19 protein-coding genes are annotated in these 24,440 nt (G+C 62.6%); 14 read left to right on the top strand and 5 right to left on the bottom strand.

Annotation, left to right across the window (positions count from 1 at the left end; all coding sequences use genetic code 11):
* Positions 1-485 precede the first annotated feature (485 nt).
* Entirely contained in the window at positions 486-2,048 is a 1,563-nt protein-coding gene (gene guaA, locus CRD60_RS00220) for a glutamine-hydrolyzing GMP synthase (protein ID WP_113859324.1), read from the top strand.
* A 170-nt stretch (positions 2,049-2,218) separates the two neighbouring features.
* On the opposite strand, the gene CRD60_RS00215 is transcribed toward guaA, so the two are convergent.
* Both CRD60_RS00215 and CRD60_RS00210 read right to left on the bottom strand, forming a co-directional pair.
* Positions 2,219-3,655 carry a nucleobase:cation symporter-2 family protein gene (locus CRD60_RS00215; RefSeq protein WP_113859323.1) on the bottom strand — a complete coding sequence of 479 codons (1,437 nt, stop codon included), beginning with the start codon at positions 3,653-3,655 and terminating at the stop codon, positions 2,219-2,221.
* Between the two features lie 41 nt (positions 3,656-3,696).
* Complete coding sequence (locus tag CRD60_RS00210) at positions 3,697-4,275, bottom strand: xanthine phosphoribosyltransferase (protein ID WP_113859322.1); 579 nt, start codon at positions 4,273-4,275, stop codon at positions 3,697-3,699.
* 345 nt (positions 4,276-4,620) lie between these two features.
* Here CRD60_RS00210 and CRD60_RS00205 point away from each other — a divergent pair, with 345 nt between their 5' ends.
* Complete coding sequence (locus CRD60_RS00205; RefSeq protein ID WP_113859321.1) at positions 4,621-7,254, top strand: UvrD-helicase domain-containing protein; 2,634 nt, start codon at positions 4,621-4,623, stop codon at positions 7,252-7,254.
* Between the two features lie 234 nt (positions 7,255-7,488).
* Entirely contained in the window at positions 7,489-8,115 is a 627-nt protein-coding gene (rpsD, locus tag CRD60_RS00200; protein ID WP_113859320.1) for a 30S ribosomal protein S4, read from the top strand.
* Between the two features lie 273 nt (positions 8,116-8,388).
* On the opposite strand, the gene CRD60_RS00195 is transcribed toward rpsD, so the two are convergent.
* Both CRD60_RS00195 and CRD60_RS00190 read right to left on the bottom strand, forming a co-directional pair.
* Positions 8,389-10,116: a pyruvate oxidase gene (locus CRD60_RS00195; RefSeq protein WP_113859319.1), complete on the bottom strand. Its 1,728-nt coding sequence runs from the start codon at positions 10,114-10,116 to the stop codon at positions 8,389-8,391.
* Positions 10,117-10,315: 199 nt separating this feature from the next.
* Positions 10,316-10,687 (bottom strand): phage holin family protein, encoded by a 372-nt coding sequence (locus CRD60_RS00190; protein WP_113859318.1) that lies wholly within the window; start codon positions 10,685-10,687, stop codon positions 10,316-10,318.
* A gap of 139 nt (positions 10,688-10,826) precedes the next feature.
* Between CRD60_RS00190 and CRD60_RS00185 the strand changes: the two genes are divergently transcribed.
* The 6 genes from CRD60_RS00185 (at position 10,827) to mltG (ending at position 16,717) form a co-directional block, all read left to right on the top strand.
* Positions 10,827-11,528, top strand: coding sequence for a histidine phosphatase family protein (locus CRD60_RS00185; RefSeq protein ID WP_113859623.1), 702 nt, complete (start codon positions 10,827-10,829; stop codon positions 11,526-11,528).
* Between the two features lie 118 nt (positions 11,529-11,646).
* Positions 11,647-12,039 carry a DUF948 domain-containing protein gene (locus CRD60_RS00180; RefSeq protein ID WP_113859317.1) on the top strand — a complete coding sequence of 131 codons (393 nt, stop codon included), beginning with the start codon at positions 11,647-11,649 and terminating at the stop codon, positions 12,037-12,039.
* A 3-nt stretch (positions 12,040-12,042) separates the two neighbouring features.
* Positions 12,043-12,279, top strand: coding sequence for a hypothetical protein (locus CRD60_RS00175; RefSeq protein ID WP_113859316.1), 237 nt, complete (start codon positions 12,043-12,045; stop codon positions 12,277-12,279).
* Between the two features lie 95 nt (positions 12,280-12,374).
* Positions 12,375-15,062 carry an alanine--tRNA ligase gene (alaS, locus tag CRD60_RS00170; RefSeq protein WP_113859315.1) on the top strand — a complete coding sequence of 896 codons (2,688 nt, stop codon included), beginning with the start codon at positions 12,375-12,377 and terminating at the stop codon, positions 15,060-15,062.
* Between the two features lie 13 nt (positions 15,063-15,075).
* Positions 15,076-15,552, top strand: coding sequence for a Holliday junction resolvase RuvX (gene ruvX / locus CRD60_RS00165; protein WP_113859314.1), 477 nt, complete (start codon positions 15,076-15,078; stop codon positions 15,550-15,552).
* A complete protein-coding gene (mltG, locus tag CRD60_RS00160; protein WP_113859313.1) occupies positions 15,545-16,717 on the top strand; it encodes an endolytic transglycosylase MltG in 1,173 nt (390 codons plus the stop codon). Before ruvX ends, mltG begins: the two co-directional genes overlap by 8 nt.
* Before the next feature lie 81 nt (positions 16,718-16,798).
* Here mltG and CRD60_RS00155 read toward each other — a convergent pair whose 3' ends face one another.
* Positions 16,799-17,308: a prepilin peptidase gene (locus CRD60_RS00155; protein WP_113859312.1), complete on the bottom strand. Its 510-nt coding sequence runs from the start codon at positions 17,306-17,308 to the stop codon at positions 16,799-16,801.
* 45 nt (positions 17,309-17,353) lie between these two features.
* Between CRD60_RS00155 and aroC the strand changes: the two genes are divergently transcribed.
* The 5 genes from aroC to sufB all read left to right on the top strand — a co-directional run bounded on the left by aroC (position 17,354) and on the right by sufB (position 24,439).
* Positions 17,354-18,541, top strand: a complete 1,188-nt coding sequence (aroC, locus tag CRD60_RS00150; protein ID WP_113859311.1) for a chorismate synthase — start codon at positions 17,354-17,356, stop codon at positions 18,539-18,541.
* Between the two features lie 16 nt (positions 18,542-18,557).
* On the top strand, positions 18,558-20,267 hold the full coding sequence (locus CRD60_RS00145) for a bifunctional shikimate kinase/3-dehydroquinate synthase (protein ID WP_113859310.1): 1,710 nt from the start codon (positions 18,558-18,560) through the stop codon (positions 20,265-20,267).
* 141 nt (positions 20,268-20,408) lie between these two features.
* Positions 20,409-20,861 (top strand): type II 3-dehydroquinate dehydratase, encoded by a 453-nt coding sequence (locus tag CRD60_RS00140; protein WP_113859622.1) that lies wholly within the window; start codon positions 20,409-20,411, stop codon positions 20,859-20,861.
* 171 nt (positions 20,862-21,032) lie between these two features.
* Positions 21,033-22,694: a CTP synthase gene (locus CRD60_RS00135; protein ID WP_113859309.1), complete on the top strand. Its 1,662-nt coding sequence runs from the start codon at positions 21,033-21,035 to the stop codon at positions 22,692-22,694.
* 290 nt (positions 22,695-22,984) lie between these two features.
* The gene (gene sufB, locus CRD60_RS00130) at positions 22,985-24,439 is read left to right on the top strand and encodes a Fe-S cluster assembly protein SufB (protein WP_113859308.1); all 1,455 of its coding nucleotides are present in this window, start codon (positions 22,985-22,987) and stop codon (positions 24,437-24,439) included.
* Position 24,440 lies beyond the last annotated feature (1 nt).

Genomic DNA, 24,440 nt, shown 5'->3' with positions numbered 1-24,440 from the left:
TTTATTCATTCGGCAACGAAGTGTCAATCCATATGGCTCAACGGTTTTCGTTCCCAATCGCCACCTATGGTACGGGCAGAGCGCGACTTTTGAACGCTTTTTTTCAGGTGTGTGTGAAAATGTTGCCTTCTGCTTCGCTCGCCGGGCTTTGCATCAGCCCTTGGGGCCTGTGCTCACAGCTATCCGGTCTGCTTTGAAATTGTTAATTTGCAGCCTTTTCTTTCCTGTTGCCCCGGTCTGTGGGCTCCAGTGATGCCTGGGGTCAAGCGGCGGCGTGTTGCGGTTTCGCGCTGTGCGAATGTGTTCGCTTTCGGCTGCGGGCGAGGAGGCATCCGGCCTTGTCTGCTTCCACCGCCACAATGGTCCTATCTGTCGGTGTCTGACCTTGGCTGGTCGGCCGTGCCTCGGTAGCGCAGATACCGGCAGGTGCATCATCAAGAGCGGACATGCGAGACGCGCATGTCGGCACAGCAGAGGGAGCATCCATGGCAACCGGTCCGGTTCTAGTCGTCGATTTTGGAGCCCAGTACGCCCAACTCATAGCCAGACGCGTGCGTGAGACCCACATCTATTCCGAACTGGTACCCCACTCGATGCCCGTCAGTGAGATGCTGGCCAAGGACCCCAAGGCGATTATCCTCTCTGGTGGTCCAGCCTCCGTCTTTGAGGATGGGGCTCCCGGCATCGACCCTGCCATTTTCGACGCGGGTGTTCCCATGCTGGGCATCTGCTACGGCTTCCAGGTCATGGCCCATGAATTAGGCGGCAAGGTCGACAAGGCCGCCTTGGGCGAATACGGCAAGACACCCACCAGCATCGACCAGGTCACAGGGCTGCTGGCAGGGTCCCCGGCCGAGCAGGACACCTGGATGAGCCATGGGGTCGCTGTCCAGAGCGCCCCCGCTGGCTTCGAGGTCCTGGCCCACACCGAGGGCGCCCCGGTCGCGGCCATGCAGGACACGGATCGCAAGCTCTATGGCATCCAATGGCATCCAGAGGTCAGGCACACCCCACTGGGCCAGCGGCTGATCGAGACCTTCCTTCATGAGTGTGCGGGGCTGCCGGATGATTGGGACGCCTCCGGCATCATCGCCGACCAGGTGGCGAGGATTCGCGCCAAGGTGGGTGACGCCCAGGTGATCTGCGGCCTTTCGGGCGGTGTTGATTCGGCGGTCGCCGCGGCGTTGGTCCATAAGGCTATCGGCCAGCAGCTGACCTGCGTCTTCGTCGACCATGGGCTCCTGCGCAAGGGGGAGGCCGACCAGGTCAAGCACGACTTCGTGGCGGCCACCGGCATCAAGCTGATTGCCGTCGACGCCTCCCAGGACTTCCTGGATGCCCTCAAGGGTGTCAGCGAGCCGGAGCGCAAGCGCAAGATCATCGGGGAGAAGTTCATCCGCACCTTCGAGAAGGCCCAACGCCATGTCATCGAGGAGGCGGGCAGGACCGGGACTGAGGTCAAGTTCCTGGTCCAGGGGACCCTCTACCCGGATGTGGTTGAATCCGGCGGCGGCGACGGGGCCGCGAACATCAAGTCCCACCACAATGTCGGCGGCCTACCCGACGATATCAAGTTCGAGCTAATCGAGCCCCTGCGCAGCCTCTTCAAGGATGAGGTCCGGGCCATCGGTACCGAGCTTGGCCTGCCCGACGAGATTGTCTGGCGGCAGCCCTTCCCCGGACCGGGCCTGGGTATCCGCATTGTGGGAGAAATCAGCAAGGAGCGCCTGGACACCCTGCGTGAGGCTGATGCCATCGCCCGGGAGGAGCTGTCCAAGGCCGGTCTGGACCGCGAGATCTGGCAGTGCCCGGTCGTGCTACTGGCCGACGTCCATTCCGTGGGCGTTCAGGGAGACGAACGCACCTATGGTTCGCCCATCGTCCTTAGGCCTGTGTCCTCCGAGGACGCCATGACCGCCGACTGGACCCGCCTGCCCTACGAGGTCCTGGCCGCCATCTCCACCCGCATCACCAATGAGTGCCGGCAGATCAACCGGGTCGTCCTGGACTGCACCTCCAAGCCGCCGGCCACCATCGAGTGGGAGTAGTCGCTGCCGCTGCCCTCGTTGAGGGCTTCTGAAAGGGCCTGTGCCACCGTAAGTAAGGCGGCACAGGCCCATGTTGTTGCTCTGCTGCTGGCGTCCGTGCCTAAGGCCTTGCTCCTGGATGAATTGGTTGGGGAAACCCCCGTCACCCTATGCGCCTGGAGCAGGCAGGGTCATTGCTGGGCTTTTCCGTCTTCCTCACCATGGGTCGGCGCCGAGGTCAGGAAGTGCTCCTCGCTGGGGAGGAAGGCATTGAGGATGACGGCCACCACGAAGCAGCTGGCGATGCAGTTGGTCGAGAAGATGGACTGGAAGAGGGCGGGGAAGTGGGAGAAGATCTCGCTGACCTGGGTGAAGCCGATGCCCACCGTCAGCGACAGGGCCGCTATGGTGATGTTCCTCTGGCTGTAGCCGGCCTCGGAGATCATCTGGAAACCAGAGAGGATGATGTTGCCGAACATCATCAGGGTGCAGCCCCCCAGAACGGCCTGCGGCAGGGAGTTGAAGACCTGGGCGATGGCCGGTACGAAGGAGGCCAGGACCAGCAGAAGCCCTCCCGAGAGGATGACCTTGCGGTTGACGACCTTGGTGATGGCGACCAGTCCGATGTTCTGGGCGAAGGAGGTCAGGGGCAGGCAGCCGAATATGCCCGACAGGGTGGAGATAAGCCCATCCCCGGCTATGGCTCCCGCTGTCTCCCGGTCAGTGGGCAGTCGGTTGAGGCCTACTTTGGACAGGGCGGCTGTGTCGCCCAGGACCTCCACCGAGGAGACCACATAGAGCAGGGCGAATGCCACGATGGAACCGGCGTCGAATTCAGGTCGGAAGGGCATGATTCGAGGGACACTGACCAACTGGAGGCTGTCGAACCCAGAGAAGTCGACCATGCCCATAGCCAGGGCCAGGAGGTAGCCGACCAGCAGGCCGAAGAGGACCGAAAGCTGCTTGGCTGTGCCCTTCATGAGGAGTTGGAAGGCCAGACAGGCCACCAGGGAGGCCAGCCCCAGGGTCAGGTTCTGCCAGCTGCCGAAGTCCTTGGCCCCCGATCCGCCCCCGAAGGAGGAGGCGCCGACCGAGAGCAGGGAAAAGCCGATCGAGGTGACCACGATGGCCGAGACGATGGGTGGTACGAAGCGTTTCCAGAAGCTGGCGGTCAGTCCCAGGAGCAGTTCGACCAGGCCGCCGACTATGACGGCCCCCACCACGGCCCCGTAGCCCTGCTTGGAGACGATGGTGACGGCGGCGGCCACATAGGTGAAGGAGATGCCGGTGACCATGGGCAGGCGGCTGCCCACTCGCCAGATTGGGTAGAGCTGCAGGCAGGTGCCCAGGCCAGCCATCAGCAGACCGTTCTGGATGACCATGGCGGATTGCTCGGGGCTCATGTGGGCGGCGGCCGTCACCAGGAAAATCGGCGCCAGATTGGCCACGAACATGGCCATGACATGCTGCAATCCGAAGGGCAGCCCCTTCCAGAAGGAGATTGGGGCGTCGAAGGAGGTCAGGGCCTGGATGCTGACGGCAGGTGAGCTCTTGGCTGTTGCCGGCCGGTCGCTGGAAGCCTTCGTTTTGCTGTGGGGATTGTCTGAGGGGTGCTGGTCCTGAGCCATGACGATTCCTTATATCTCTATACCTCTGGTGTGCTGGTGGTTCAGGCGAATTCAATGGTGCCTTGGTCGGGATCCATGGATTTGACGATGGCCAGGGACTGGACGTCATAGCCGGCTGCCCGCAGCTCCCTGCCGCCCTCCTGGAAGCCCTTCTCGATGGCGATGCCGATTCCCTCAATCACGACACCGGCCTCCTTGCAGATCTCGATCAGGCCGTTCATGGCCTTGCCGTTGGCCAGGAAGTCGTCAATCAGCAGCACATGCTCACCTGCGGTCAGGAAGCGTTTGGAGACGATGACCGGGAACTCACGCTGCTTGGTGTAGGAGTATATCTTGGACACATACTGGTCGCCATCGAGATTGATGGACTGGGATTTTTTGGCGAAGACCACGGGAACGTCGCCGAAATGCCGGGCCACACAGCAGGCAATACCGATGCCGGAGGCTTCGATGGTCAGAATCTTGTCAATCGGCTTGCAGGCGAAGATCGTGGCCCACTCGGCACCCATCTGGTCGAAGAGGGCCACATCGCACTGGTGGTTGAGGAACTGGTCCACCTTGAGCACGTTGCCCGGCTTGATCGTCCCATCCTGGCGAATCCTGTCTTCGAGTAGCTTCATAACTTCGACTCCCGCATATGCGTTGAATATCCACCTGCACGGCCGGTCTGTGTGGCCGGGGTGATGCCTTATTCCCGCACCATAACACCCCAAGCCTACCTATGGCCGATTCCCTCCAGGGCTGCGGGGCTGTGCCGGGCAAGACAGGCCGGTCCACAGGCCTGAGGGGGTGTGTCCCAGATGGACCCGGCAACCAGACATGGGAGAAGGCCGGCCAGGCTGGTGTTTGCCCGAGTACGAAACCGCATCCCCGTCTTCTGGCTGGCGGATATGGTAGACATGTATGCGAGCCGGCCATGGTCACACCTGGCCCTGTCCATCAGATCCAGCGGAAAAGGAACGATTGTGCCTGAAGATCCTGATTTCATTGCGCGTAAGGTCGACGACCTGGTGGCAGGTCTCAATCCGCAGCAGGCCCAGGCGGTCCAGTACAAGGGGCCGGCCCTTCTGATCGGCGCTGGTGCCGGATCGGGCAAGACCAGGGTCCTGACCCGCCGCATCGCATGGATACTCAACGCCCTGGGAGCCTGGCCCAGCCAGATTCTGGCCATCACCTTCACCAACAAGGCCGCAGCCGAGATGCGCGAGAGGCTCTCCAGTCTGATCGGACCCGTGGCCCAGCGGATGTGGGTCTCCACCTTCCACTCGGCATGCGTGCGGATCCTGCGCCGGGACGGCAAGGAGATCGGCCTGAAATCCGGCTTCTCCATCTACGACACGGCTGACTGCCAGAGACTGATCAAACTGATAGGCGCCGACCTGAACATCGACCTTAAGCGCTACACCCCCCGGACCATCCTGGCCAGGATCTCCGACTACAAGAACAGCCTGCAGACCTGGCAGGACCAGCTCAAGACCTACGCCCCCGACTACAAGCCCGGCCAGAGGGGCTACCAGCTGGGCCGTTTCGGCAATGTCGAGGAGCTCTATGCGGTGGTCTATGCCGAATACCAGCATCGGCTGGCGGCCGCCAACGCCGTGGACTTCGACGACCTGATCATGCGGACCGTGGAACTCCTTCGCACCCAGCCCATGGTGGCCGACTACTACCACCACAAGTTCCGTTACATCCTGGTCGACGAGTACCAGGACACCAACCACGCCCAGTATGTGCTCATCAGGGAGCTGGCCGGGGTGGACCGACCCGAGGAGGCCTCCCCAACAGCCGTAGGGGCCGGCAGGCAGGGGCCGGCCTGGATTACAGTGGTCGGTGATTCGGACCAGTCCATATACGCCTTCCGTGGGGCCGACATCCGTAACATCCAGGACTTCGAGAAGGACTTCCCCCAAGCCAAGACCATCATGCTGGAGCAGAACTACCGCTCCACCCAGACCATCCTGGACGCCGCCAACGCCGTCATCGCCAACAACCCAGGCCGCAAGCCCAAGAAGCTCTGGACGGCCCTGGGGGAGGGGTCGGCCATCATCGGTTACGCCGCCGACAACGCCCAGCAGGAGGCCGCCTGGATCGCCGACCAAATCGCACAGATGGCCAGCGAGGAGAACATGGCCTACTCGCAGATGGCCATCATGTACCGGGCCAACGCCCAATCGCGTTCCCTGGAGGAGGCGCTGATCAACGCCGGCATACCCTACCAGCTGGTCGGCGGCACCAAGTTCTATGAGCGCCGGGAAGTCAAGGATGCCGTCGCCTACCTCCAGGCCATCGTCAACCCGGCCGACTCGGTGAATATGCGGCGGATCATGAACGTGCCCAAGCGTGGCCTGGGTGCCCGGGCCGAGGCCATGGTTGCCGGATGGGCAGACGCGCACGACCAGCCCTTCTGGGAGGGCATTGAGCATATGGACCAGATCGAAGGCCTGGCCAGCCGCACCGCCAGCCAGCTGGGGGTCTTCCGGGACCTGATGCGCTCGCTGACCGCCTTCGCCCAGGCCCATGACGACAAGCCCTCGGAGATTGTGGCCGAGGTCCTCTCCAAGAGCGGCCTCCTGGAGGAGCTCCAGCGATCCGAGGACCCCCAGGACGCCTCAAGGGTGGAGAACCTCTCCCAGCTCCAATCGGTGGCCGCCGAGTTCGAGCAGAACACGCCTGATGCTACCCTGTCCTCCTTCCTGGAGACCACGGCCCTGGTGGCCGACTCCGACCAGCTGCCCAGCGAGGGCGAGGACACCGGCAAGGTCACCCTCATGACCCTGCACACGGCCAAGGGCCTGGAGTATCCAGTGGTCTTCCTGACCGGTATGGAGCAGGGAACCTTCCCCCACTCCCGGTCCCTGGAGGACGAGGACGAGCTCTGTGAGGAGCGGCGCCTGGCCTATGTCGGCATCACCAGGGCCAAGCAACGGCTCTACCTGACCCGTGCCGCGGTCCGGGCCCAGTGGGGGCAGGCCAATGAGATGCTGCCCAGCCAGTTCCTGGATGAGATTCCCGACAAGCTCATTGACTGGAAGCGGCGCGAATCCAGCATGGAACGCATGAAGGGCGGCTGGTCGTCCCAGGGCGCCGATGGCTTTGACGACGAGTTCGGCGGTTGGGGCGATGACGACGACTTCTCCGGCTCCGGCTACGGGTCCGTGGGCACCTCCTATGGTTCCGGGCGGTCCGGCCGTTCCCCTTACGGGTCCTCCGGCCGTGGCTCCTCCTACGGCTCGCTTAGGAGGTCAGGCGCCGCCTATGGGTCGGGCAAGTCCTCCCGGTCCAGCTACGGCAGCGGATCATCCTATGGCCATGCGGGCCGTCCCAGTTTCGGTAGTGGGTCCACTCACGGGCGTTCTGGCAAGGTGACCAGCCGGCGGTCAGCCAGCAGCTCGGCCAAGCCAGCCTCCTCCCTGGACAAGGACAACAAGCTGTCCATCAGCGACTTCACGGTCGGCGACAAGATCACCCATGACCAGTACGGCCTGGGGACCGTGGTCGATCTTCAAGACAAGGGCCGCAACTCCATCATCACGGTCGACTTCGGTTCTGACGGGACCAAGCGGCTCATGCTCCGTGTCGCTCCCATCGAGAAGCTCTAAGAGTCTGTCCGGGGGAGCAGTGTAGAATGACCACTTGTGTCTGCCATTGGGGCAGGCATTATCTGGAGTCTTAGCCCGTCAGTGGGTCGGCGGCAGGTCTGTACAGCAGGTCAGCCGTTCGTGCATGGCACGATGAAGCACTGGAGAGGCCGACTCAGCGGTTGCCAGGGTCCTAGCAAGTGGGCCGGCAGGTGGCCGTTCCGTTCAGATAACGACAGAATCAAAGGAATACGAATGACTAACGTTCAGCGTGCCCGTCGTCAGGTTCGCCTGTCGAGAGCCCTCGGCATCGCCCTGACCCCCAAGGCCCAGCGCATCTTCGAGAAGCGCCCCTATGCTCCCGGTGAGCACGGCCGCACCCGTCGCCGTACCGAGTCCGATTACGCGGTCCGTCTGCGCGAGAAGCAGCGGCTGAGGGCCCAGTATGGCGTCTCCGAGAAGCAGCTGCGCGCCGTCTACGAGAAGGGCACCCACACCTCCGGCGAGACCGGCGATGCCATGCTCATCGACCTGGAGTCCCGTCTGGACGCCCTGGTTCTGCGTGCCGGCATTGCCCGCACCACCGCCCAGGCCCGTCAGTACGTGGTCCACCGTCACATCATGGTCGACGGCAACATCGTGGACCGCCCCTCCTACCGCGTCAAGCCAGGCCAGACCATCCAGGTCAAGCCCAAGAGCCAGGCCACCGTCCCCTTCCAGATCGCCGCTGAGGGCACCCACCGTGATGTCCTGCCCGCAGTCCCCGGTTACCTGGATGTGAACCTGGCCTCCCTGAAGGCCACCCTGACCCGCAAGCCCGAGGTCGCAGAGATTCCGGTCCAGGTCAACATTCAGTACGTCGTCGAGTTCTACGCTCGCTGATTCTTACCTATTCAACATAGGACATACAGCCAAGGCCCCAGGTTCACCCCTGGGGCCTTGTGTTATCTTCCCTCTTCCGCCAGCCTTGATTCTTGCCGAAGGTACGAGCTGCACGCCTTCCTGTATATGCTGCCGGATGCGGCTGTGCCGGAAGTGATAAGCCCGCTTCACACGGTGGAAGGCCCACGCTGAGTATGGTTTTTGCTTGAGAAGGATACGGCAAGGGCCGGTGTTCGCAAAGCGGTCACCGGCCCTTGTGTGCGTGCTAGGGACTCAGAGGAACTGACGCATGAGCTCGCGCAGGGGCGGCAGTTCGGGGATGCGGAACTGCTCCTTCATGTAGCCCAGGCCGAACTTCATGTAACCCTCGGCCTCGTCCCAGACGATCTTGCCGGGCAGAGGTGCCTCATCGGTGGAGGCGCAGTTGATGATGACCGGCTTGGTGGGGTTCTTGTAGCGCTCGATGGCTGCGTCGAACTCCTCGTCGGTGGTCACGTTGACACCGATGCCGCCGCAGGCCTCAGCGAACTTGGCGAAGTCGATGTCAGCAAGGTCGATGCCATAGTTCTGCTGGCCGACGGACTGCTGTTCGTACTCGATGAAGGCCAGAAGATGATTGTTGAGCACGACCACCACCATGGGCAGGTCGTATTTGACGGCGGTGACGAAGTCCTGCATGACCATGGCGAAGGCCCCGTCGCCGCACACCGCGTAGACCGGGCGCTCGGGCATGGCCTCCTTGGAGGCGATGGCGCCAGGCAGGGCGCAGCCCATGGTCCCCAGCCAGGCGGAGATGATGTACTTCTGGGTGGACTTGGCGGTGATGAAGCGGGCGCCGAAGGATGTGGAGGTGCCCACATCCACCGACCATACGGCATTGTCCGCCGCGACCTCGCTCAACTTGGAGAAGGTGCGGGATGGCAGGACACCCTGGTGGGATTTGGAGGTCACATCCCCCATCCACTTGCGCCAGGTCCCCATGTTCTTGCGGCAGGCCTTGAGCCAGGCGGATTCCTTCAGGGGCTGGCCCTTGGCGTTGAGCTGCTGCAGGGCGTCCTTGGCATCGGCCACCATGCCGACCTCCACCTGGTGGCGCTTGCCGATCCGAGTGGGCTCCAGCTCGATCTGGATGGCGGGAATCCTGCCGTTCAGATAGGGGGCATAGGGGTAGTCGGTGCCGACCAGGATCAGTAGGTCGGCATCGAACATGGCCTCATAGGCGGGCTTGGTGCCCAACTTGCCCACCTGGCCCAGGGCGTTGGGGTGGTCATCGTCAATGACCCCCTTGGCTGGCATGGTCTGGATGAAGGGCAGGGAGTATCGCTCCACGAACTCCTTGGCCTCGGCCTGGGCCCCCTTGGCGCCGACGCCGAAGAAGGCGACCGGGCGCTTGGCGGTCTGGATCATGCCCAGGGCCTTGTCGATGTCGGCCGGGTCGATGGCCGGGTGGGACTCGGTGAAGAGGTCGGCCGTAGGCCTGAAGCTGTCCTCGATCTTATGGTCGGGCACGTCGTCGGGGATGGTCAGCACAGCTACACCATGGTGGAGGTAGGCCATGCGTATGGCCTCGTCCATGACGGCCGGCACAGTCTCCGGGCTGGTAACCAGCTTGTTGTAGACGGCCACGTCATCAAAGAGCTTGGGGGAGTCAACCTCCTGGAAGTAGCCGGTATTGAGCAGCTTCGACTGGATCTGGCCCAGGATGGCTACGACGGGCACATGGTCCATCTTGGCGTCGTAGAGTCCGTTGAGCATGTGAATGGCGCCGGGGCCGCCAATGGAGAGGCAGACGCCCACCTGGCCGGTCAGCTTGGCGTGGGAGGCTGCCGCCAGGGCTGCGACCTCCTCGTGCCTGACCTGGGTGAACCTGACCTTGTCTCTGGCCCGGTAGAGGGCCTCGACAGTGGTATCGACCGAATCGCCGGGCAATCCGTATACGTTGTCGATGCCCCAGGCCTCCATGACCTGGACCATCTTGTCGGCGGCATTGATTTTTGCCATAGCTTATCTACCTCGTTGATGGAAGGGAATAGTAACAGCTGCCACCCTAACATCTGAATCGAGGCTCAAGGCCCTGGGAAAACACCCTTTCGGCCGGAAAAACCATGATGTTCGTCACAGTGGCCCATGGCGCGACGACCCTGCCATGCCACCTGTCAAACCCTGAGACCAGGTCTGAAGCTCCTGCCTGCTGCGGGGCTCATTCCCCGATGATGGCGGTGATGATGGCACCGACCACGGACATGATGATGGAGCCGATCACCGACCAGAGGAAGCCATGGACCAGTACCCCCACACCGAAGAAGCTGATGGACAGCCAGGACGCCAGGGACATGCAAAGCCAGTTGATGATCAGGGCCACCAGCCCTAGAGAAAGGATGGTGAAGGGCAGGGCCAGGAGCCTGGCTAGGGGCTTGATCGAGGCGTTGATCAGGGCCATGAAGAGGGCGAAGGCGGCCACACCCAGAATCTTGGGGCTGCCAACGGCGCTCATGGCGCTTTCTGGGAGCAGGAAGACCATGGCCCCTGCGGAGATGGTCAGTATCAGCCAACTACTAAGGAAACGTGTCATACCACCATTATGGCAAAGGGGCATGATGACTGCGGGCCTAGGGCTCTGGGCGAACCTGGGTGACCAGGCCTTGATGGGCAGGATACGCGGTCCGGCGGTTAGGGAGGCGAGCTGGCCGCTTCGGTGCCATAATGGTGGCATGTTGCTCCATCTTCATCTGGTACGTCACGGGCAGACCTATTTCAATCGTTACAACCGTCTGCAAGGCTGGTCGAACTCACCGCTCACAGCTGACGGCCTGGCGGACGCCGACAGGGCGGCGGACAAACTCAAGGATGTTCGCTTCGCCGCGGCCTACTGCTCGGACACCTCACGGGCCCAGGTGACGGCCCGGCGGATCCTGGGCAGGAACAGGGCCGCCCGTCTGTACCCGCCCAAGCTGATCGCCGACATGCATTTGCGCGAACAGTTCTATGGCTACTTCGAGGGCCAGGACATGGGATTGGCCTGGTGGGCCGCCGGAGGTCCGCATGGGGCCAAGAGCTATCAGGAGATCGTCGACCGGTTTGGCCTGGCGGCCAGCCGAGACTTCCTCAAGGAGGCAGACCCCTTCCACGACGCGGAATCCGACCAGGAGTACTGGAACCGCATGGAGGGTGGTTTCGCCCTGATCGCCGCCAACCCCGACCTCGAGGATGGAGACCATGTCCTGCAGATATCCCATGGCAACTCCTTGCTCAGTCTCATGCACCGGTTCGCCCCAGCAGGCTACGACCTCAGTGAACGGCCAGCCAATGGCGGCGTGACCCGTCTGGACTTTGATACGGACTGCCTGGTCACCTCGGACCGACCGGGGGAGGGGCTGGACCAAGCCATCCGCGTGATCTCATACAACCAGTAGCGTTTGGGCCTTCCGGAAACTTGAGTCTGGGGCGGCAACTACCATGGTCAGGTATTGTGTGCATAGGTGACTGCTGAGTTGACCTATGGGACAGACGTACGTTGGAAAGAGGTTCCCGATGGGTGTTGGAGAAATTGCTGGCCTGATTGCGGCGATAGCCTTCGCCGTGCTTGCGGGCTTCCTGATCTATCCCTTGATTCGCTTGGGTAAGCTGTTCGATCAGTTGGCCGACACTGTCAAGGAGTCAGGTGAGCATGCCATCCCGGCCCTGGATGAGGGTCTGACCACGGTCAAGCAGGTCAACAAGTCCCTGGAGGATGTCAACCGCATCTCGGCCGCGGCCTCCACCACAGCCAACAATGTCGGCGCCCTGACCGACCTCTATGGGTCTTTCCTGGGCAAGCCGGTCATCAAGGTCGCCGCAGGCTTCTACGCCTTGAAAACAACCGCCAGGTCCTTCATGAACCGTAAGGACTCCCAGGCCCAAGAGCCTGTCAACAAGGGGGTGTAGTCCATGTTCAAGAGAATCTTCTGGGTCGGCCTGGGGGTCTCCCTGGGTGTGGTCCTGGCAGCCAAGGCCCAGGCCTATGTCAGGGCCAAGACGCCTGACGCAGCCCGTCAGTTCGTGCTGGGGCCTGATCAGGACCACATTCCCAGCCGTACCCTCCAGGGGCTGGTAAGCGAGTTCAACGCCACTCGTCGAGCTCGGGAGGACGAGCTCAACCAGCATTACGGCGAGAGGTTGAGCTGACGGTCCTTCTCAGCCGGAAAGTTTTCGGTGTTCGGATGGTTTGACCATACGTGCGGCCATCCGGGCTTTTATTTGAACAGGGAGCACACCCACCCATGCGTACTGCGGACATTGCACAACGTTACCTGAACTATTTCGAGCGGGAGGGCCATGAGGTCGCCCCCTCAGCGTCACTGATCTCGCCCAACCCAACCACCCTCTTCACCATTGCCGGCATGGTGCCCTTCATCCCCTACCTGCTGGGTGAAAAGACGCCGCCCGCCAAGCGTATGGCCTCCAACCAGAAGTGCGTGAGGACCCTGGACATCGACGAGGTGGGCAAGACCACCCGCCATGGCACCTTCTTCCAGATGCTGGGCAACTTCTCCTTTGGTGACTACTTCAAGGAGGAGGCCATCCATTACGCCTGGCAGCTCCTGACCACACCCAAGGACCAGGGTGGCTATGGCTTCGACCCCGAGAACCTGTGGGTGACCACCTTCACGGATGATGAGGAGGCCCGCTCCATCTGGAGGAACGAGGGCTTCGATCCCTCCCACATGGAGATTCTGGGCATGGAGGACAACTTCTGGACCACCGGTGGCCCCGGCCCCGGCGGACCCTGCTCCGAGATTTACGTCGACCGTGGGCCGCAATACGGCAAGGACGGCGGTCCCTCGGCTGACGAGAACCGCTTCATCGAGATCTGGGACCTGGTCTTCGAGAACTTCGAGGTCGACAACGTCAAGTCCAAGACCGACCTGCACATCGTGGGCGAACTGCAGCATAAGAACATCGACACCGGTGCCGGTCTGGAACGCCTGGCCTACCTGCTCCAAGGCAAGCAGAACATCTACGAGACTGATGAGGTATATCCGGTCATCGAGGCCGCCGAGCGGCTCAGCGGCCACCAGTACGGCCAGAGTGAGGAGTCCGATGTCCGTATGCGGGTGGTGGCCGACCATGTGCGTTCCGCATTGATGATCATGAGTGATGGGGTGCGCCCCTCAAACGTGGGCCGTGGCTATGTCCTGCGCCGTCTCCTGCGCCGCACCGTTCGTTCCATGCGCATGCTGGGGGTGACCGATCCGGTCCTGCCCTCCCTCTTCCCGGTCTCCAAGGAGGCCATGGAGGCCTCCTATCCCGAACTCAATGAGACCTTCAAGGATGTCAGCGAGGCAGCCTACGGCGAGGAGGATGCCTTCCGCCGCACCCTGGTGAACGGTACCACGATCCTTGATATGGCCGTCGAGAAGGCCAAGCAGGGTGGGCGGGACCAGCAGCCGTTGGTCTCCGGCGAGGATGCCTTCACCCTGCACGATACATACGGCTTCCCCATCGAACTGACACTGGAGATGGCCCAGGAGCGTGGCGTCAAGGTCGACGAGGATGAGTTTCGCAAGCTCATGAGCGAGCAGAAGTCCCGCGCCCGTCAGGATGCCCTCAAGAAGCGACACAATGTGGACCTGTCCGTCTACGACGATTTCAAGAAGACCCTTGCGGCCCCCATCGAATTCCTCGGTTACACCGACTATTCCAGCCGTTCCACTGTCCTGGGCATCATGGAGGCGGGCAAAGGCTCGGTTCCGGCCATCAGCGCCCCAGCAACGGTCGAGGTCATCCTGGACCGGACCCCCTTCTACGCCGAAGGCGGTGGCCAGCTGGCCGACCAGGGCCAGATCATCTCCGATGATGGCGCCGTCCTCGAGGTTGATGATGTGCAGAAGCCCATCAAGGACCTCATCGTCCACCAGTGCCGCCTGACCGAAGGCACCTTGGTGGCTGGCTGTCAGGTCTCGGCCAGCATTGACGCCGGGCGCCGCGGAGCCATCGCCCGGTCCCACACAGCCACCCACATGGTCCACAAGGCCCTCCAGGAGGAGTTGGGTCCCCAGGCCATCCAGCGTGGTTCTGTTGATGCGCCCAACCGCCTGCGCTTCGATTTCCAGTGGTCATCGGCCCCCAGCAAGAACGCCATGAGCACAGTCGAGGCCCGTGTCAACGAACGTATGCGTGACGACCTGACCGTCACCACCCAGGAGATGAAGTTCGACGATGCCATCGCCCTGGGTGCCATGCACCTCTTCGGCGAGAAATACGGCGATTTGGTCCGTGTGGTCACCATCGGCCAGGATGGTTGGAGCCGTGAGCTCTGCGGTGGCACCCACGTTGACCATGTCGGCAAGATCGGTTCCATCAACATCATGTCCGAAGCTTCAGTGGGTTCCGGTGTCCGCAGGGTCGATGCGGTGGTGGGGCAGAGCGCCTACGAGTTCAACGCCCGGGAGCACGCCCTGGTCTCCCAGCTGTCCGACACCCTCAATGCCCGCCCCGACGACCTGGTGGACCGCATCTCCAGCCTCCTGTCCAAGCTCAAGGAATCGGACCGTCGTCTTTCCGCCATGTATGAGGAGCAGCTGGCTGACTCGGTGCCCGCCATCGTGGCCAAGGCCAAGGAATCCGCTGGGGAGGTCGAGCTGGCATCCAGCAACGTGGGCCATTTCGGCTCCTTCGAAGCACTGCGTAAGACCGTTCTTGATATTCGCGGTCTCCTGGGCGAATCCACCCCCGTGATCGTGGCCCTGGCTGGAGTCAGCGACGAGGAGAAGCCAATGGTCGCCGTGGCCACCAATCAGGCCGCACGCGACCAGGGCATCAAGGCCGGAGACCTGGTCCGCGCGGCAGCCAAGACCCTTGGTGGTGGCGGCGGCGGCAAGCCGGACTTCGCCCAGGGCGGTGGCGTTGATGCCGGCAGGATTGACCAGGCCCTCCAAGACCTTGCCATGCGAGTGAGGAGGGACTGATTCGGACTCCTGTATGGTATGGCTAGGAGTTGATCTCGGAGAGGCCCGGGTCGGACTTGCATTGTCCGACCCGGAGCTTTCCCTTGCCCACCCGGCTGGGAACATCCAGGTCGGCGGGGATTCCTTCAGGGCCCTTGACCAGGTCATCGACCTGATTGAGGAGCATGCTGTTGAATCCGTGGTGATTGGACTACCCTTGTTGCTTGACGGTAGCGAGGGCAAAAGCGCCAAGAAGGCCCGACGGTGGGCCGCCAATCTGCACAAGCGCCTCGTCCGGGCCCTGGCCAGCGATGACTATGACATCCAAGAGCTACCCCACATCGGTTTGGAGGATGAACGATTGACTACGGTGAGCGCCCATCAGCAGCTTCATGAGGCTTCCCTGTCCTCACGCCGGCACCGGCCGGTCGTGGACCAGCAGTCAGCGGTACTTATTTTGCAAACGGCCCTAGACCGACATGCGACACAGAGAGGACCGATCAATGGCTGAGGCCTTTGACGAGTTTTTCAACGACCAGAGCCAGTGGGTTCAGCCGGAGAACGGTGCGGCGACCCCACCTCCCAGACCTCCCAAATCCCGGCGGGAGATGCGTCGCAACCGCAAGAGGCAACGGACCCAGCGCCTGCTGAGGATCGGCCTGGTCTTCCTGCTGGTCCTTGTTGTGGCCGCCGGCGGATTCGGAGGCTATCGGGTCATCAGCAATCTGGTGTCCTCGCGGCATGACAGCGCCGATATTCGGGATTACCCAGGTCCCGGTACTGGTCGCGTCCAGTTCACCGTCAAGAGCGGGCAGGGAGTTCAGGCCATTGCTGACAACCTGGCCAAGATGGATGTGATCAAGTCCGCCGAGGTCTTCGCCTCGACGGTCTCCGCCAACAACAGCACCCTGTATCCGGGGACCTATACCCTCAAGAGGCATATGTCCTCCCTGGATGTGGTCAATATCCTCTCCGACCAGTCCAAGGCCAAGGGCTTCCTGGAGGTCAGGTCCGGGGAGCGGGTATCCGAGGTCATAGCCCATGCGGCCCGCCTGTCCGGGCTGCCGGAAAGTGACTTCCAGTCTCTGGTCGACGCTGGTGGCCCGGGCATCCTGCCCGATGAGGCCCAAGGCAAGTTCGAGGGCTGGTTGGAACCGGGCAGCTATGATGTTGCTTCCGTGAAATCGGCCGAGGGGATTTTGCAGTCCATGGTCGACAAGCGGGTCTCCAGGCTCGACTCCTTGGGGGTCCCCAGGGGGCAGGACCGGCAGCGGCTGCTCATCGAGGCCTCCGTGGCCGAGTCGGAGGTCAATTCCTCCGAATACTACGGCAAGGTGGTCAGGGTCATCCTCAACCGGCTGGACCGGGGGATGAACTTGGGCATGGATACCACGGTCGCCTATGGCCTGGGCATCAAGGCCGACAAGTTGACCGACGCCATGCTGGCGGATTCCTCGAATCCCTACAACACCCGAACCAACCCCGGCTTGCCTCCCAGTCCCATCAGCAACCCGGGTGATAGGGCCATCCAGGCCGCCATGGACCCGCCACAAGGTACCTGGCTCTACTTCGTGACCACCAATCTCAAGACCGGTGAGACCAAGTTCGCCAACACCGAATCAGAGTTCGAGACAATCCGCAACGAGTATAAGAACTCCAACAAGGATGCCAACTAAGCCATCCCCTAGGCAGGTGGTATAGGTTAGTTGCCAGCTTGGCCTCATCGGGTGCAAGAGCCCCTTGAGTCCTGGTGCCTGTCAGGCATAGAGCATGACCGTGATGAACCCCGCCAACACCATGACGGGAACAAAAGGCAGCTGCGAAGAGGCATCCGCTGGCCTGACCGGTGAAGTTCCAGGCTTTGGCCTACTTGGATGGCTCTGGATTCGCCGCCGGTAGATCGGCCAGAGCCCCAAGGCAGCCAGGCCCAGCAGTCCCATCAGCAGCCATAGGACCAGCAGAGCCTGCCAACCATACACGCCGACGGCCTGTCCAATCATGAAGGAGGCCGTCACATCGCCAAGGCCCAAGGCACCCGGCTTGGCCAGGGCAAGAGCCAACTGGAGGGCGGCGATCAGGGCACCCAGCAGCAAGGTGCTGACGAGCAAGTAGGGCCGATCATTGATAAGACCCCAGATTCCGGTCGTCAGGGCCTGGGACAGGGAGCCTGCCACGACCCAGACCCGGGGCACCCGACGGCTTCGGATGTCCTTGGCGGATAGGAGGAGTCCACAGATAAGACTCGGCAGCAGCAATATGGGTCCCATACCAGTAAGATAGTCGAAGTTGCACACTCACGCGAAGGAGAAGCCATGTTCCGTTGGCAGACTGCAGGTGAATCCCACGGCCAGGCCCTGGTCGCCATGATGGAAGGACTGCCTGCTGGCGTGGCTGTCTCCACTGATGAGATCGTCAGCAGCCTGGCCCGACGACGGCTGGGTTACGGGCGCGGGGCCAGGATGAAGTTCGAGCAGGACGAGGTCAGAATCCTGACAGGTGTACGCCATGGCAGGAGCCTGGGTTCGCCCATCGCCATCGAGATCGGCAACAGTGAATGGCCCAAGTGGACGGAGGTCATGAGTGTGGAGCCCCTGGACCATAGTCTGAAGCCCACCGGCCGCAACGCCCCCCTGTCCAGACCCAGGCCAGGCCATGCCGACCTGACCGGTATGCGCAAGTACGGGTTCGATGATGCTCGGCCGGTCCTGGAACGCTCCAGCGCCCGGGAGACGACCTCACGGGTGGCCTTGGGATCGCTCGCCGGGCAGTTCCTGGAGCAGGCCTTGGGCATTCGGACCATTGCCCATGTGGTGGCCCTGGGTGGCCAGGCGGCAGACCCTGACCAGCCCCTGCCGACCCCGGACGACCTGGAGGCCCTGGATGCCTCCCCGGTCAGGACCTTGGACAAGGATGCCGAGGCCAGGATGATGGCCCGGGTCGATGAGAGCAAGGCCCAGGCCGATACCTTGGGTGGTGTGGTCGAGGTCATCGCCTATGGGGTGCCGGCTGGGCTGGGCACCTACGTGGAGTCCGACCGCAGGCTGGATGCGGCCCTGGCATCGGCCCTGATGGGCATCCAGGCCATCAAGGGTGTGGAGATCGGCGACGGCTTCCTTGAGGCCGGGCGCCCCGGTTCCCAGGCCCATGACGAAATCGTCTCCGACACCGAAGGCCGTATCAGCCGCCTGAGCAACCGTGCCGGTGGCATCGAGGGCGGCATGTCCAACGGTGAACCCATCAGGGTGCGAGCCGCCATGAAGCCCATCTCCTCCATTCCACGGGCCCTAAGAACGGTCGATGTGCTCACCGGTGAGGCCGGGCAGGCCATCAATCAGCGGTCCGACTCCAATGCTGTACCAGCCGCCTCAGTAGTGGCTGAAGCTATGGTCAGGCTGACCCTGGTCGGCTTCGTGCTGGAGAAGTTCGGCGGCGACAGTCTGGAGGAGACCACCCGCAACGCCCAGTCCTACCTGGCCTCCTGGCCAGAGCATATGCGTTGAGGCTTGTGGGGTATGTATGAGTCGTAGCCGTAACCCTCGTCGACGCCGCTCGTTCACCAGGGGCAGGTCCGTTTGGAAGAACAACGACGGTCGGCCTGCCGCCCAGGCCCGGCCCCTGGCGGTCATCATCGGCATGCCCGGGGCCGGCAAGACCAGGGTCGGGCGGGAGGCCGCCGAACTGCTGGGCCTTGCCTTCACCGACGCCGACCAGGAGATCGAAGGCCGGATCGGCCTGGGCATCCCCGAATACTTCAATCGCAACGGTGAAGCCGCCTTCCGCAGGCAGGAGGCTGCCACCGTCATCGACCTGCTGACCCATCGTCCGGGCCTGCTCTCCCTGGGCGGTGGCGCCCCCATGACCGAGTCCATAGCCCAGGCCCTTGCGGATTACTCATCGCAGGGCGGCAAGGTCATCTACCTCCAGGCAGACCCTGATGAGGCCATGGAACGGGCCAGTCGGGCCGGGGGTAGGCCCATGCTCAGTGGTGATCAGGAAAACCGCTGGCGTGACCTCTACGCCCGACGGCACCCGGCCTTCATGAGACTGTCCGATATCCACGTGAGAACCCACGGATCCACGCCGTCCAGAGCGGCCAGAAAGCTGGCGCATGCCATCATGCAGGAAAGTGTTCATGTCACCGGGGAAGGAATCGAGGCCTACGATGTCCGCATCGGCGAGGATGTCAGCAATGAGCTGCCGGCGGTACTGGGGGAGCGGCCGGTCAAGATCGCGTTGATTCATACCCAGCCCGTCCGCCAGCATGCCGACCATGCCAGGGCCCTTCTTCGCCAGGCCCACTACAAGGTCTGTGACATTTGCATACCCGATGCCGAGGCCGGCAAGACCCTGGAGGTGTCCAAGGGTATCTGGGAACAACTGGCCCAGGAGGGCTTCACCCGTTCCGATGCGGTGGTGGGGCTCGGTGGTGGAGCCGCGACCGACCAGGCCGGCTTCATAGCGGCGACATGGATGCGTGGCATCGCCTATGTCAACTGCCCCACCTCCTTGCTGGCCATGGTCGACGCCTCGACCGGTGGCAAGACGGGTATCAACCTGCCCCAGGGCAAGAACCTGGTCGGGTCCTTCTACACCCCGGACGGGGTTCTGGCCGACCTGAGAGCCCTGGTGACCCTGCCCAATGACATCTTCGTGGAGGGCTTGGGGGAGGTGGCCAAATCCGGGTTCATCATGGACCAGGGCATCCTGGAGCTCCTGGAGGAGCATGGGGCCGAGCTGCGGGCCTTTGATGGTGCCAGCTTCCTGGGTTCCCCCCTGGAGCCGGTGGTGGCCGAGCTCATCAAGAGGACGGTGAGGGTCAAGGTCCATCATGTCTCGGCTGACCTCAAGGAGGCCGGCCTCAGGGAGTTCCTCAACTATGGCCACACTCTGGCCCATGCCATCGAGCAGTTGGAGCACTTCCGCTGGCGCCATGGGAACGCGGTGGCCGTCGGCTGCGTCTACGCCGCCGAATTGGCTGGAATACTTGGCTATCTCGACCAGAAAGATGTGGACTACCACCGGAACCTTCTCTCCTCCTTGGGACTGCCCACCTCCTGGCGGTATGGGGACTGGGACCAGGTTCTGGCACTCATGCACCGGGACAAGAAGGCCCGGGGCAATCACCTGCGCTTCGTCATTCTCGATCGGATCGGCCACCCGATCCACCTGGATGACCCGCCCCTGGAGGCCCTTGAGGTGGCCTTCAGACGGATACAGGCAGCCTGAAGCGTGCCAGGGCAAGCAGTGAAGCCCCATCTGCTGGGGCGTGCGAACACGAGAAGACCTGCCGCAGGGCACTGCGGATCGACATAGCCGATTGACGCAGCGGAATATCACAGCGGAATGGCAACAGGAATGGAGAGCATCATGCAGCGTAAGGTCATTGTGGTCAACGGCCCGAATCTCGGCCGGCTCGGTGTACGGCAGCCGGATGTCTATGGCCGCCAGGACCTGGAGACCCTCCGCCGGGAGTGCGGTGCCTGGGGCCGGGAATTAGGCCTGGAGGTCGAGGTGCGGCAGAGCGATGATGAGGCCGAGATGATCGGTTGGATGCACCAGGCCGTGGACGAGGGCACCCCGGTGGTCATGAATCCCGCCGCCTTCACCCACTACAGCTACGGTCTGTCCGACGCCGCCCACATGATCGGAGACGCCGGTCTGCCCCTGATCGAGGTACATATCTCCAATCCCTCAGCCAGGGATGCCTTCCGCAAGTATAGTGTCATCAGCCCAGTGGCCACGGCAACCATCACCGGCATGGGCTTGTACGGCTACAAGCTGGCATTGGAGGCCGTGGCCCATCTGCTCGACCAGGCCTGAGACCTACCATGCCGGCTTGGGCCGAGGGGTTGGGGAGGGGCCGGCCAGTGGTCGGCTTTCGCCTGGGGCGCAGCGTTGATTCCAGCGTTTCCCAGCGGGCACAAGCCCTAGCCCTTCAGGGGCTCTGGGGAACACGCTGGGGGTCAGTACCAGCTGATAGATTGAAGTTCCATGGTTAGAAGTCAACATGGCAATCAGCAAGAGCACATCACCAAGCACATCTTCGTCACTGGTGGGGTGGTCTCGTCCCTGGGCAAGGGACTGACCGCATCCTCCCTGGGGCGTCTTCTCCGCAGTCGCGGCATCAGGGTTCTCCAGCAGAAACTGGACCCCTATATCAACGTTGATCCGGGCACCATGAATCCCTTCCAGCACGGTGAGGTCTATGTCACCGAGGATGGGGCCGAGACCGACTTGGACATCGGCCACTATGAGCGTTTTTTGGATGTCTTCCTCTCCCAGAAGGCCAATGTGACCACTGGGCAAATCTACCAGGAGGTCCTGCGCAAGGAGCGGGCCGGTGAATACCTGGGCCAGTGCGTCCAGGTCATTCCCCACATCACCAACGAGATCAAGAGCCGGATGAGGGCCCAGGCCTCGGAGAATGTCGACGTGATCATCACCGAGATCGGTGGCACGGTCGGTGACATCGAGTCCCAGCCCTTCATGGAGGCTGCCCGCGAGGTCCGTCGGGACATCGGCCCCGACAACTGCATGTTCGTACACGTCTCCCTGGTGCCCTACATCGCCGCCGCCCACGAGCTCAAGACCAAGCCCACCCAGCATTCGGTCATGGCCCTGCGGCAGCTGGGCATCGCCCCCGACGCCCTGGTTCTGCGGTCCGACCGGCCCCTCAACCAGTCCATCAAGGACAAGATCTCCCTCATGTGCGACGTCGATGGCGAAGGCGTAGTCAACTGTGTTGACGCCCCCTCCATCTATGACGTCCCCAAAATCCTCTTCGACGAGGGGCTGGACACCTATGTGGTCAGGGAGCTGGGCCTGCCCTTCCACGATGTTGACTGGGACGAGTGGGAGGACCTCCTGGATCGGGTTCACCACCCCCGCGAGGAGGTCAACCTGGCCATCGTCGGCAAGTACATCGACCTGCCCGATGCCTATCTGTCCGTAACCGAGGCCATGAAGGCCGGAGGCTTCGCCAACCGGGTCAAGGTCAATGTCAAGTGGATCGCCGCCGACCGCTGCGAGACCGAGGAGGGCGCCGCCGCGGCCCTTGACCAGGTCGATGGCATTGTCATTCCCGGAGGCTTTGGCATCCGAGGCATTGATGGGAAGATCGGCGCCCTGAAGTACGCCCGTGAGCACAAGCTGCCGGCCTTGGGCCTGTGCCTGGGCCTGCAGTCCATGGTCATCGAATACGCCCGCCACGTCCTGGGCATCGAGGACGCCAACTCCACCGAGTTCGAGCCCGACTGCGAGCACCCCGTCATCGCCACCATGGAGGAGCAGAAGGATATCGTCGCCGGCCATGGGGACCTGGGCCACACCATGCGCCTGGGCTCCTACCCAGCCAACCTGGAGGAGGGCTCCTTGGTGGCCGGACTCTACGGCATGTCCAAGGTCACCGAGCGCCACCGCCACCGCTACGAGGTCAATGTGGCCTACAAGGACCGCCTGCGCGAGGCTGGCCTGGTCATCTCGGGTCAGAGCCCAGATGGCAGGCTGACCGAGTTCGTCGAGCTGCCCAGGGAGGTCCACCCCTTCTACGTGGCCACCCAGGCCCATCCCGAGTTCAAGTCCCGGCCCACCAAGCCCCATCCGCTCTTCGCGGGCCTGGTCAAGGCCGCCCTAGACCATAAGGGAACTCGCTGAGTCCAGGATGTGAACTGATTGCCAACTGAACCCCGCCCTGAGCGGGGTTCAGTGCTTATGGCCTCAGTGGCTGCCAGGAAGGCCATCCGGGCTGCTGTGAAGGAATCCGCATGGAGCTTGATTGGGCTCTGGGAATGTGTGCAAAATCACGTTGCCAAGCCTGGCCATCTGTGGGCGGCCTCTAGTGTTTTTGCCTGCATTCTGTTAGGTTTGGCTATGACACAGCCAAAGATTGGAGGCAGCGTACGGTGGCAGAGAACCAAGCACCAAACGCCGCGTCGGACGTGGAGATGAGCCAGTATGTGGCCGATCGCACCCGCGTCAACGAGGACAAGATCAAGCAGGATGATGAGATCATCGAGCAGTTCGGTGAGTACAACTATGGTTGGCATGATTCCGATGCCGCCGGTCAGGCAGCCAAGAAGGGCATCGACGAGGATGTGGTCCGCTCCATATCCGTCGACAAGCACGAGCCCGACTGGATGCTGGAACGCCGGCTCCAGGGCTACCGGAATTTCGTCGACCGGCCCATGCCCAACTGGGGTGTGGATCTGAGCGGCTTCGACGCCCAGGACTTCAAGTACTACGTCAAGCCCTTGGACAAGCAGGCGGCCAGCTGGGACGAACTTCCCGACGACATCAAGAAGACCTATGACAAGCTGGGCATTCCCGAGGCCGAGAAGAAGCGTCTGGTTTCCGGCGTCGCCGCCCAGTACGAGTCCGAGGTCATCTACAACTCGATCAGGGACGACCTGGCCGAGCAGGGTGTCATCTTCATGGATACGGACACCGCCCTCCAGGAGCACCCGGATCTCTTCAAGAAGTACTTCGGAACCGTCATCCCTGCCGATGACAACAAGTTTGCGGCCCTGAACACGGCAGCCTGGTCCGGCGGATCCTTCGTCTACGTCCCCAAGGGTGTCCATGTGGACATTCCCCTCCAGGCCTACTTCCGCATCAACACCCCCAACATGGGGCAGTTTGAGCGGACTCTGATCATAGCCGACGAGGGCTCCTATGTCCACTATGTGGAAGGCTGCACGGCCCCCATCTACTCGACGGACTCCCTGCATGCGGCCATCGTGGAGATCATCGTTGAGCCCCATGCCCGTGTGCGCTATACCACGGTCCAGAACTGGTCCAACAACGTCTACAACCTGGTCACCCAGCGGGCCTACGTCCGTGAGGGCGGCACCATGGAATGGGTGGACGGCAACATCGGCTCCAAGGCCACCATGAAGTACCCCTCATGCATCCTGGCCGAGCCCTACGCCAAGGCTTCGACCATGTCCCTGGGCTTCGCCGGCCAGGGCCAGTACCAGGACACCGGCGCCAAGATGATCCACCTGGCACCCCACACCTCATCGACCATCGTCTCCAAGTCCATCTCCCGTTCGGGCGGCCGGGCCGCCTACCGTGGCCTGGTCAAGATCGTCAAGGGAGCCGAGCAGTCCAGCTCCTCGGTGGTCTGCGACGCCCTCCTGGTCGACGAGTTCTCCCGCTCCGACACCTACCCGCATGTGGACGTGCGCGAGGACGATGTCTCCATGTCGCACGAGGCCACGGTCTCCAAAGTCTCCGAGGACCAGCTTTTCTACCTGATGAGCCGAGGCTTGAGCGAGGAGGAGGCCATGGGCATGATTGTCAGGGGCTTCGTGGAGCCCATCAGCCGTGAGCTGCCCATGGAGTACGCCCTGGAGCTCAACAGACTGGTCGAACTGCAAATGGAAGGATCGGTGGGCTGAT

Source organism: Bifidobacterium aemilianum, from assembly GCF_003315635.1.
Lineage (GTDB): Bacteria > Actinomycetota > Actinomycetes > Actinomycetales > Bifidobacteriaceae > Bifidobacterium > Bifidobacterium aemilianum.
The sequence above is the reverse complement of the archived record's forward strand: the minus strand, read 5'-3'. Positions and strand labels throughout refer to the sequence as shown.

Bases quoted from the DNA above. Each gene is read 5' to 3' on its own strand.
- rpsD (WP_113859320.1), top strand. From the start codon at position 7,489: ATGACTAACGTTCAGCGTGCCCGTCGTCAGGTTCGCCTGTCGAGAGCC.
- ruvX (WP_113859314.1), top strand. From the start codon at position 15,076: ATGGTATGGCTAGGAGTTGATCTCGGAGAGGCCCGGGTCGGACTTGCA.
- CRD60_RS00210 (WP_113859322.1), bottom strand. From the start codon at position 4,275: ATGAAGCTACTCGAAGACAGGATTCGCCAGGATGGGACGATCAAGCCG.
- sufB (WP_113859308.1), top strand. From the start codon at position 22,985: ATGAGCCAGTATGTGGCCGATCGCACCCGCGTCAACGAGGACAAGATC.
- CRD60_RS00180 (WP_113859317.1), top strand. From the start codon at position 11,647: ATGGGTGTTGGAGAAATTGCTGGCCTGATTGCGGCGATAGCCTTCGCC.
- guaA (WP_113859324.1), top strand. From the start codon at position 486: ATGGCAACCGGTCCGGTTCTAGTCGTCGATTTTGGAGCCCAGTACGCC.
- CRD60_RS00175 (WP_113859316.1), top strand. From the start codon at position 12,043: ATGTTCAAGAGAATCTTCTGGGTCGGCCTGGGGGTCTCCCTGGGTGTG.
- mltG (WP_113859313.1), top strand. From the start codon at position 15,545: ATGGCTGAGGCCTTTGACGAGTTTTTCAACGACCAGAGCCAGTGGGTT.
- CRD60_RS00195 (WP_113859319.1), bottom strand. From the start codon at position 10,116: ATGGCAAAAATCAATGCCGCCGACAAGATGGTCCAGGTCATGGAGGCC.
- aroC (WP_113859311.1), top strand. From the start codon at position 17,354: ATGTTCCGTTGGCAGACTGCAGGTGAATCCCACGGCCAGGCCCTGGTC.
- CRD60_RS00145 (WP_113859310.1), top strand. From the start codon at position 18,558: ATGAGTCGTAGCCGTAACCCTCGTCGACGCCGCTCGTTCACCAGGGGC.
- CRD60_RS00190 (WP_113859318.1), bottom strand. From the start codon at position 10,687: ATGACACGTTTCCTTAGTAGTTGGCTGATACTGACCATCTCCGCAGGG.
- CRD60_RS00135 (WP_113859309.1), top strand. From the start codon at position 21,033: ATGGTTAGAAGTCAACATGGCAATCAGCAAGAGCACATCACCAAGCAC.
- CRD60_RS00155 (WP_113859312.1), bottom strand. From the start codon at position 17,308: ATGGGACCCATATTGCTGCTGCCGAGTCTTATCTGTGGACTCCTCCTA.
- CRD60_RS00185 (WP_113859623.1), top strand. From the start codon at position 10,827: ATGTTGCTCCATCTTCATCTGGTACGTCACGGGCAGACCTATTTCAAT.
- CRD60_RS00140 (WP_113859622.1), top strand. From the start codon at position 20,409: ATGCAGCGTAAGGTCATTGTGGTCAACGGCCCGAATCTCGGCCGGCTC.
- alaS (WP_113859315.1), top strand. From the start codon at position 12,375: ATGCGTACTGCGGACATTGCACAACGTTACCTGAACTATTTCGAGCGG.
- CRD60_RS00215 (WP_113859323.1), bottom strand. From the start codon at position 3,655: ATGGCTCAGGACCAGCACCCCTCAGACAATCCCCACAGCAAAACGAAG.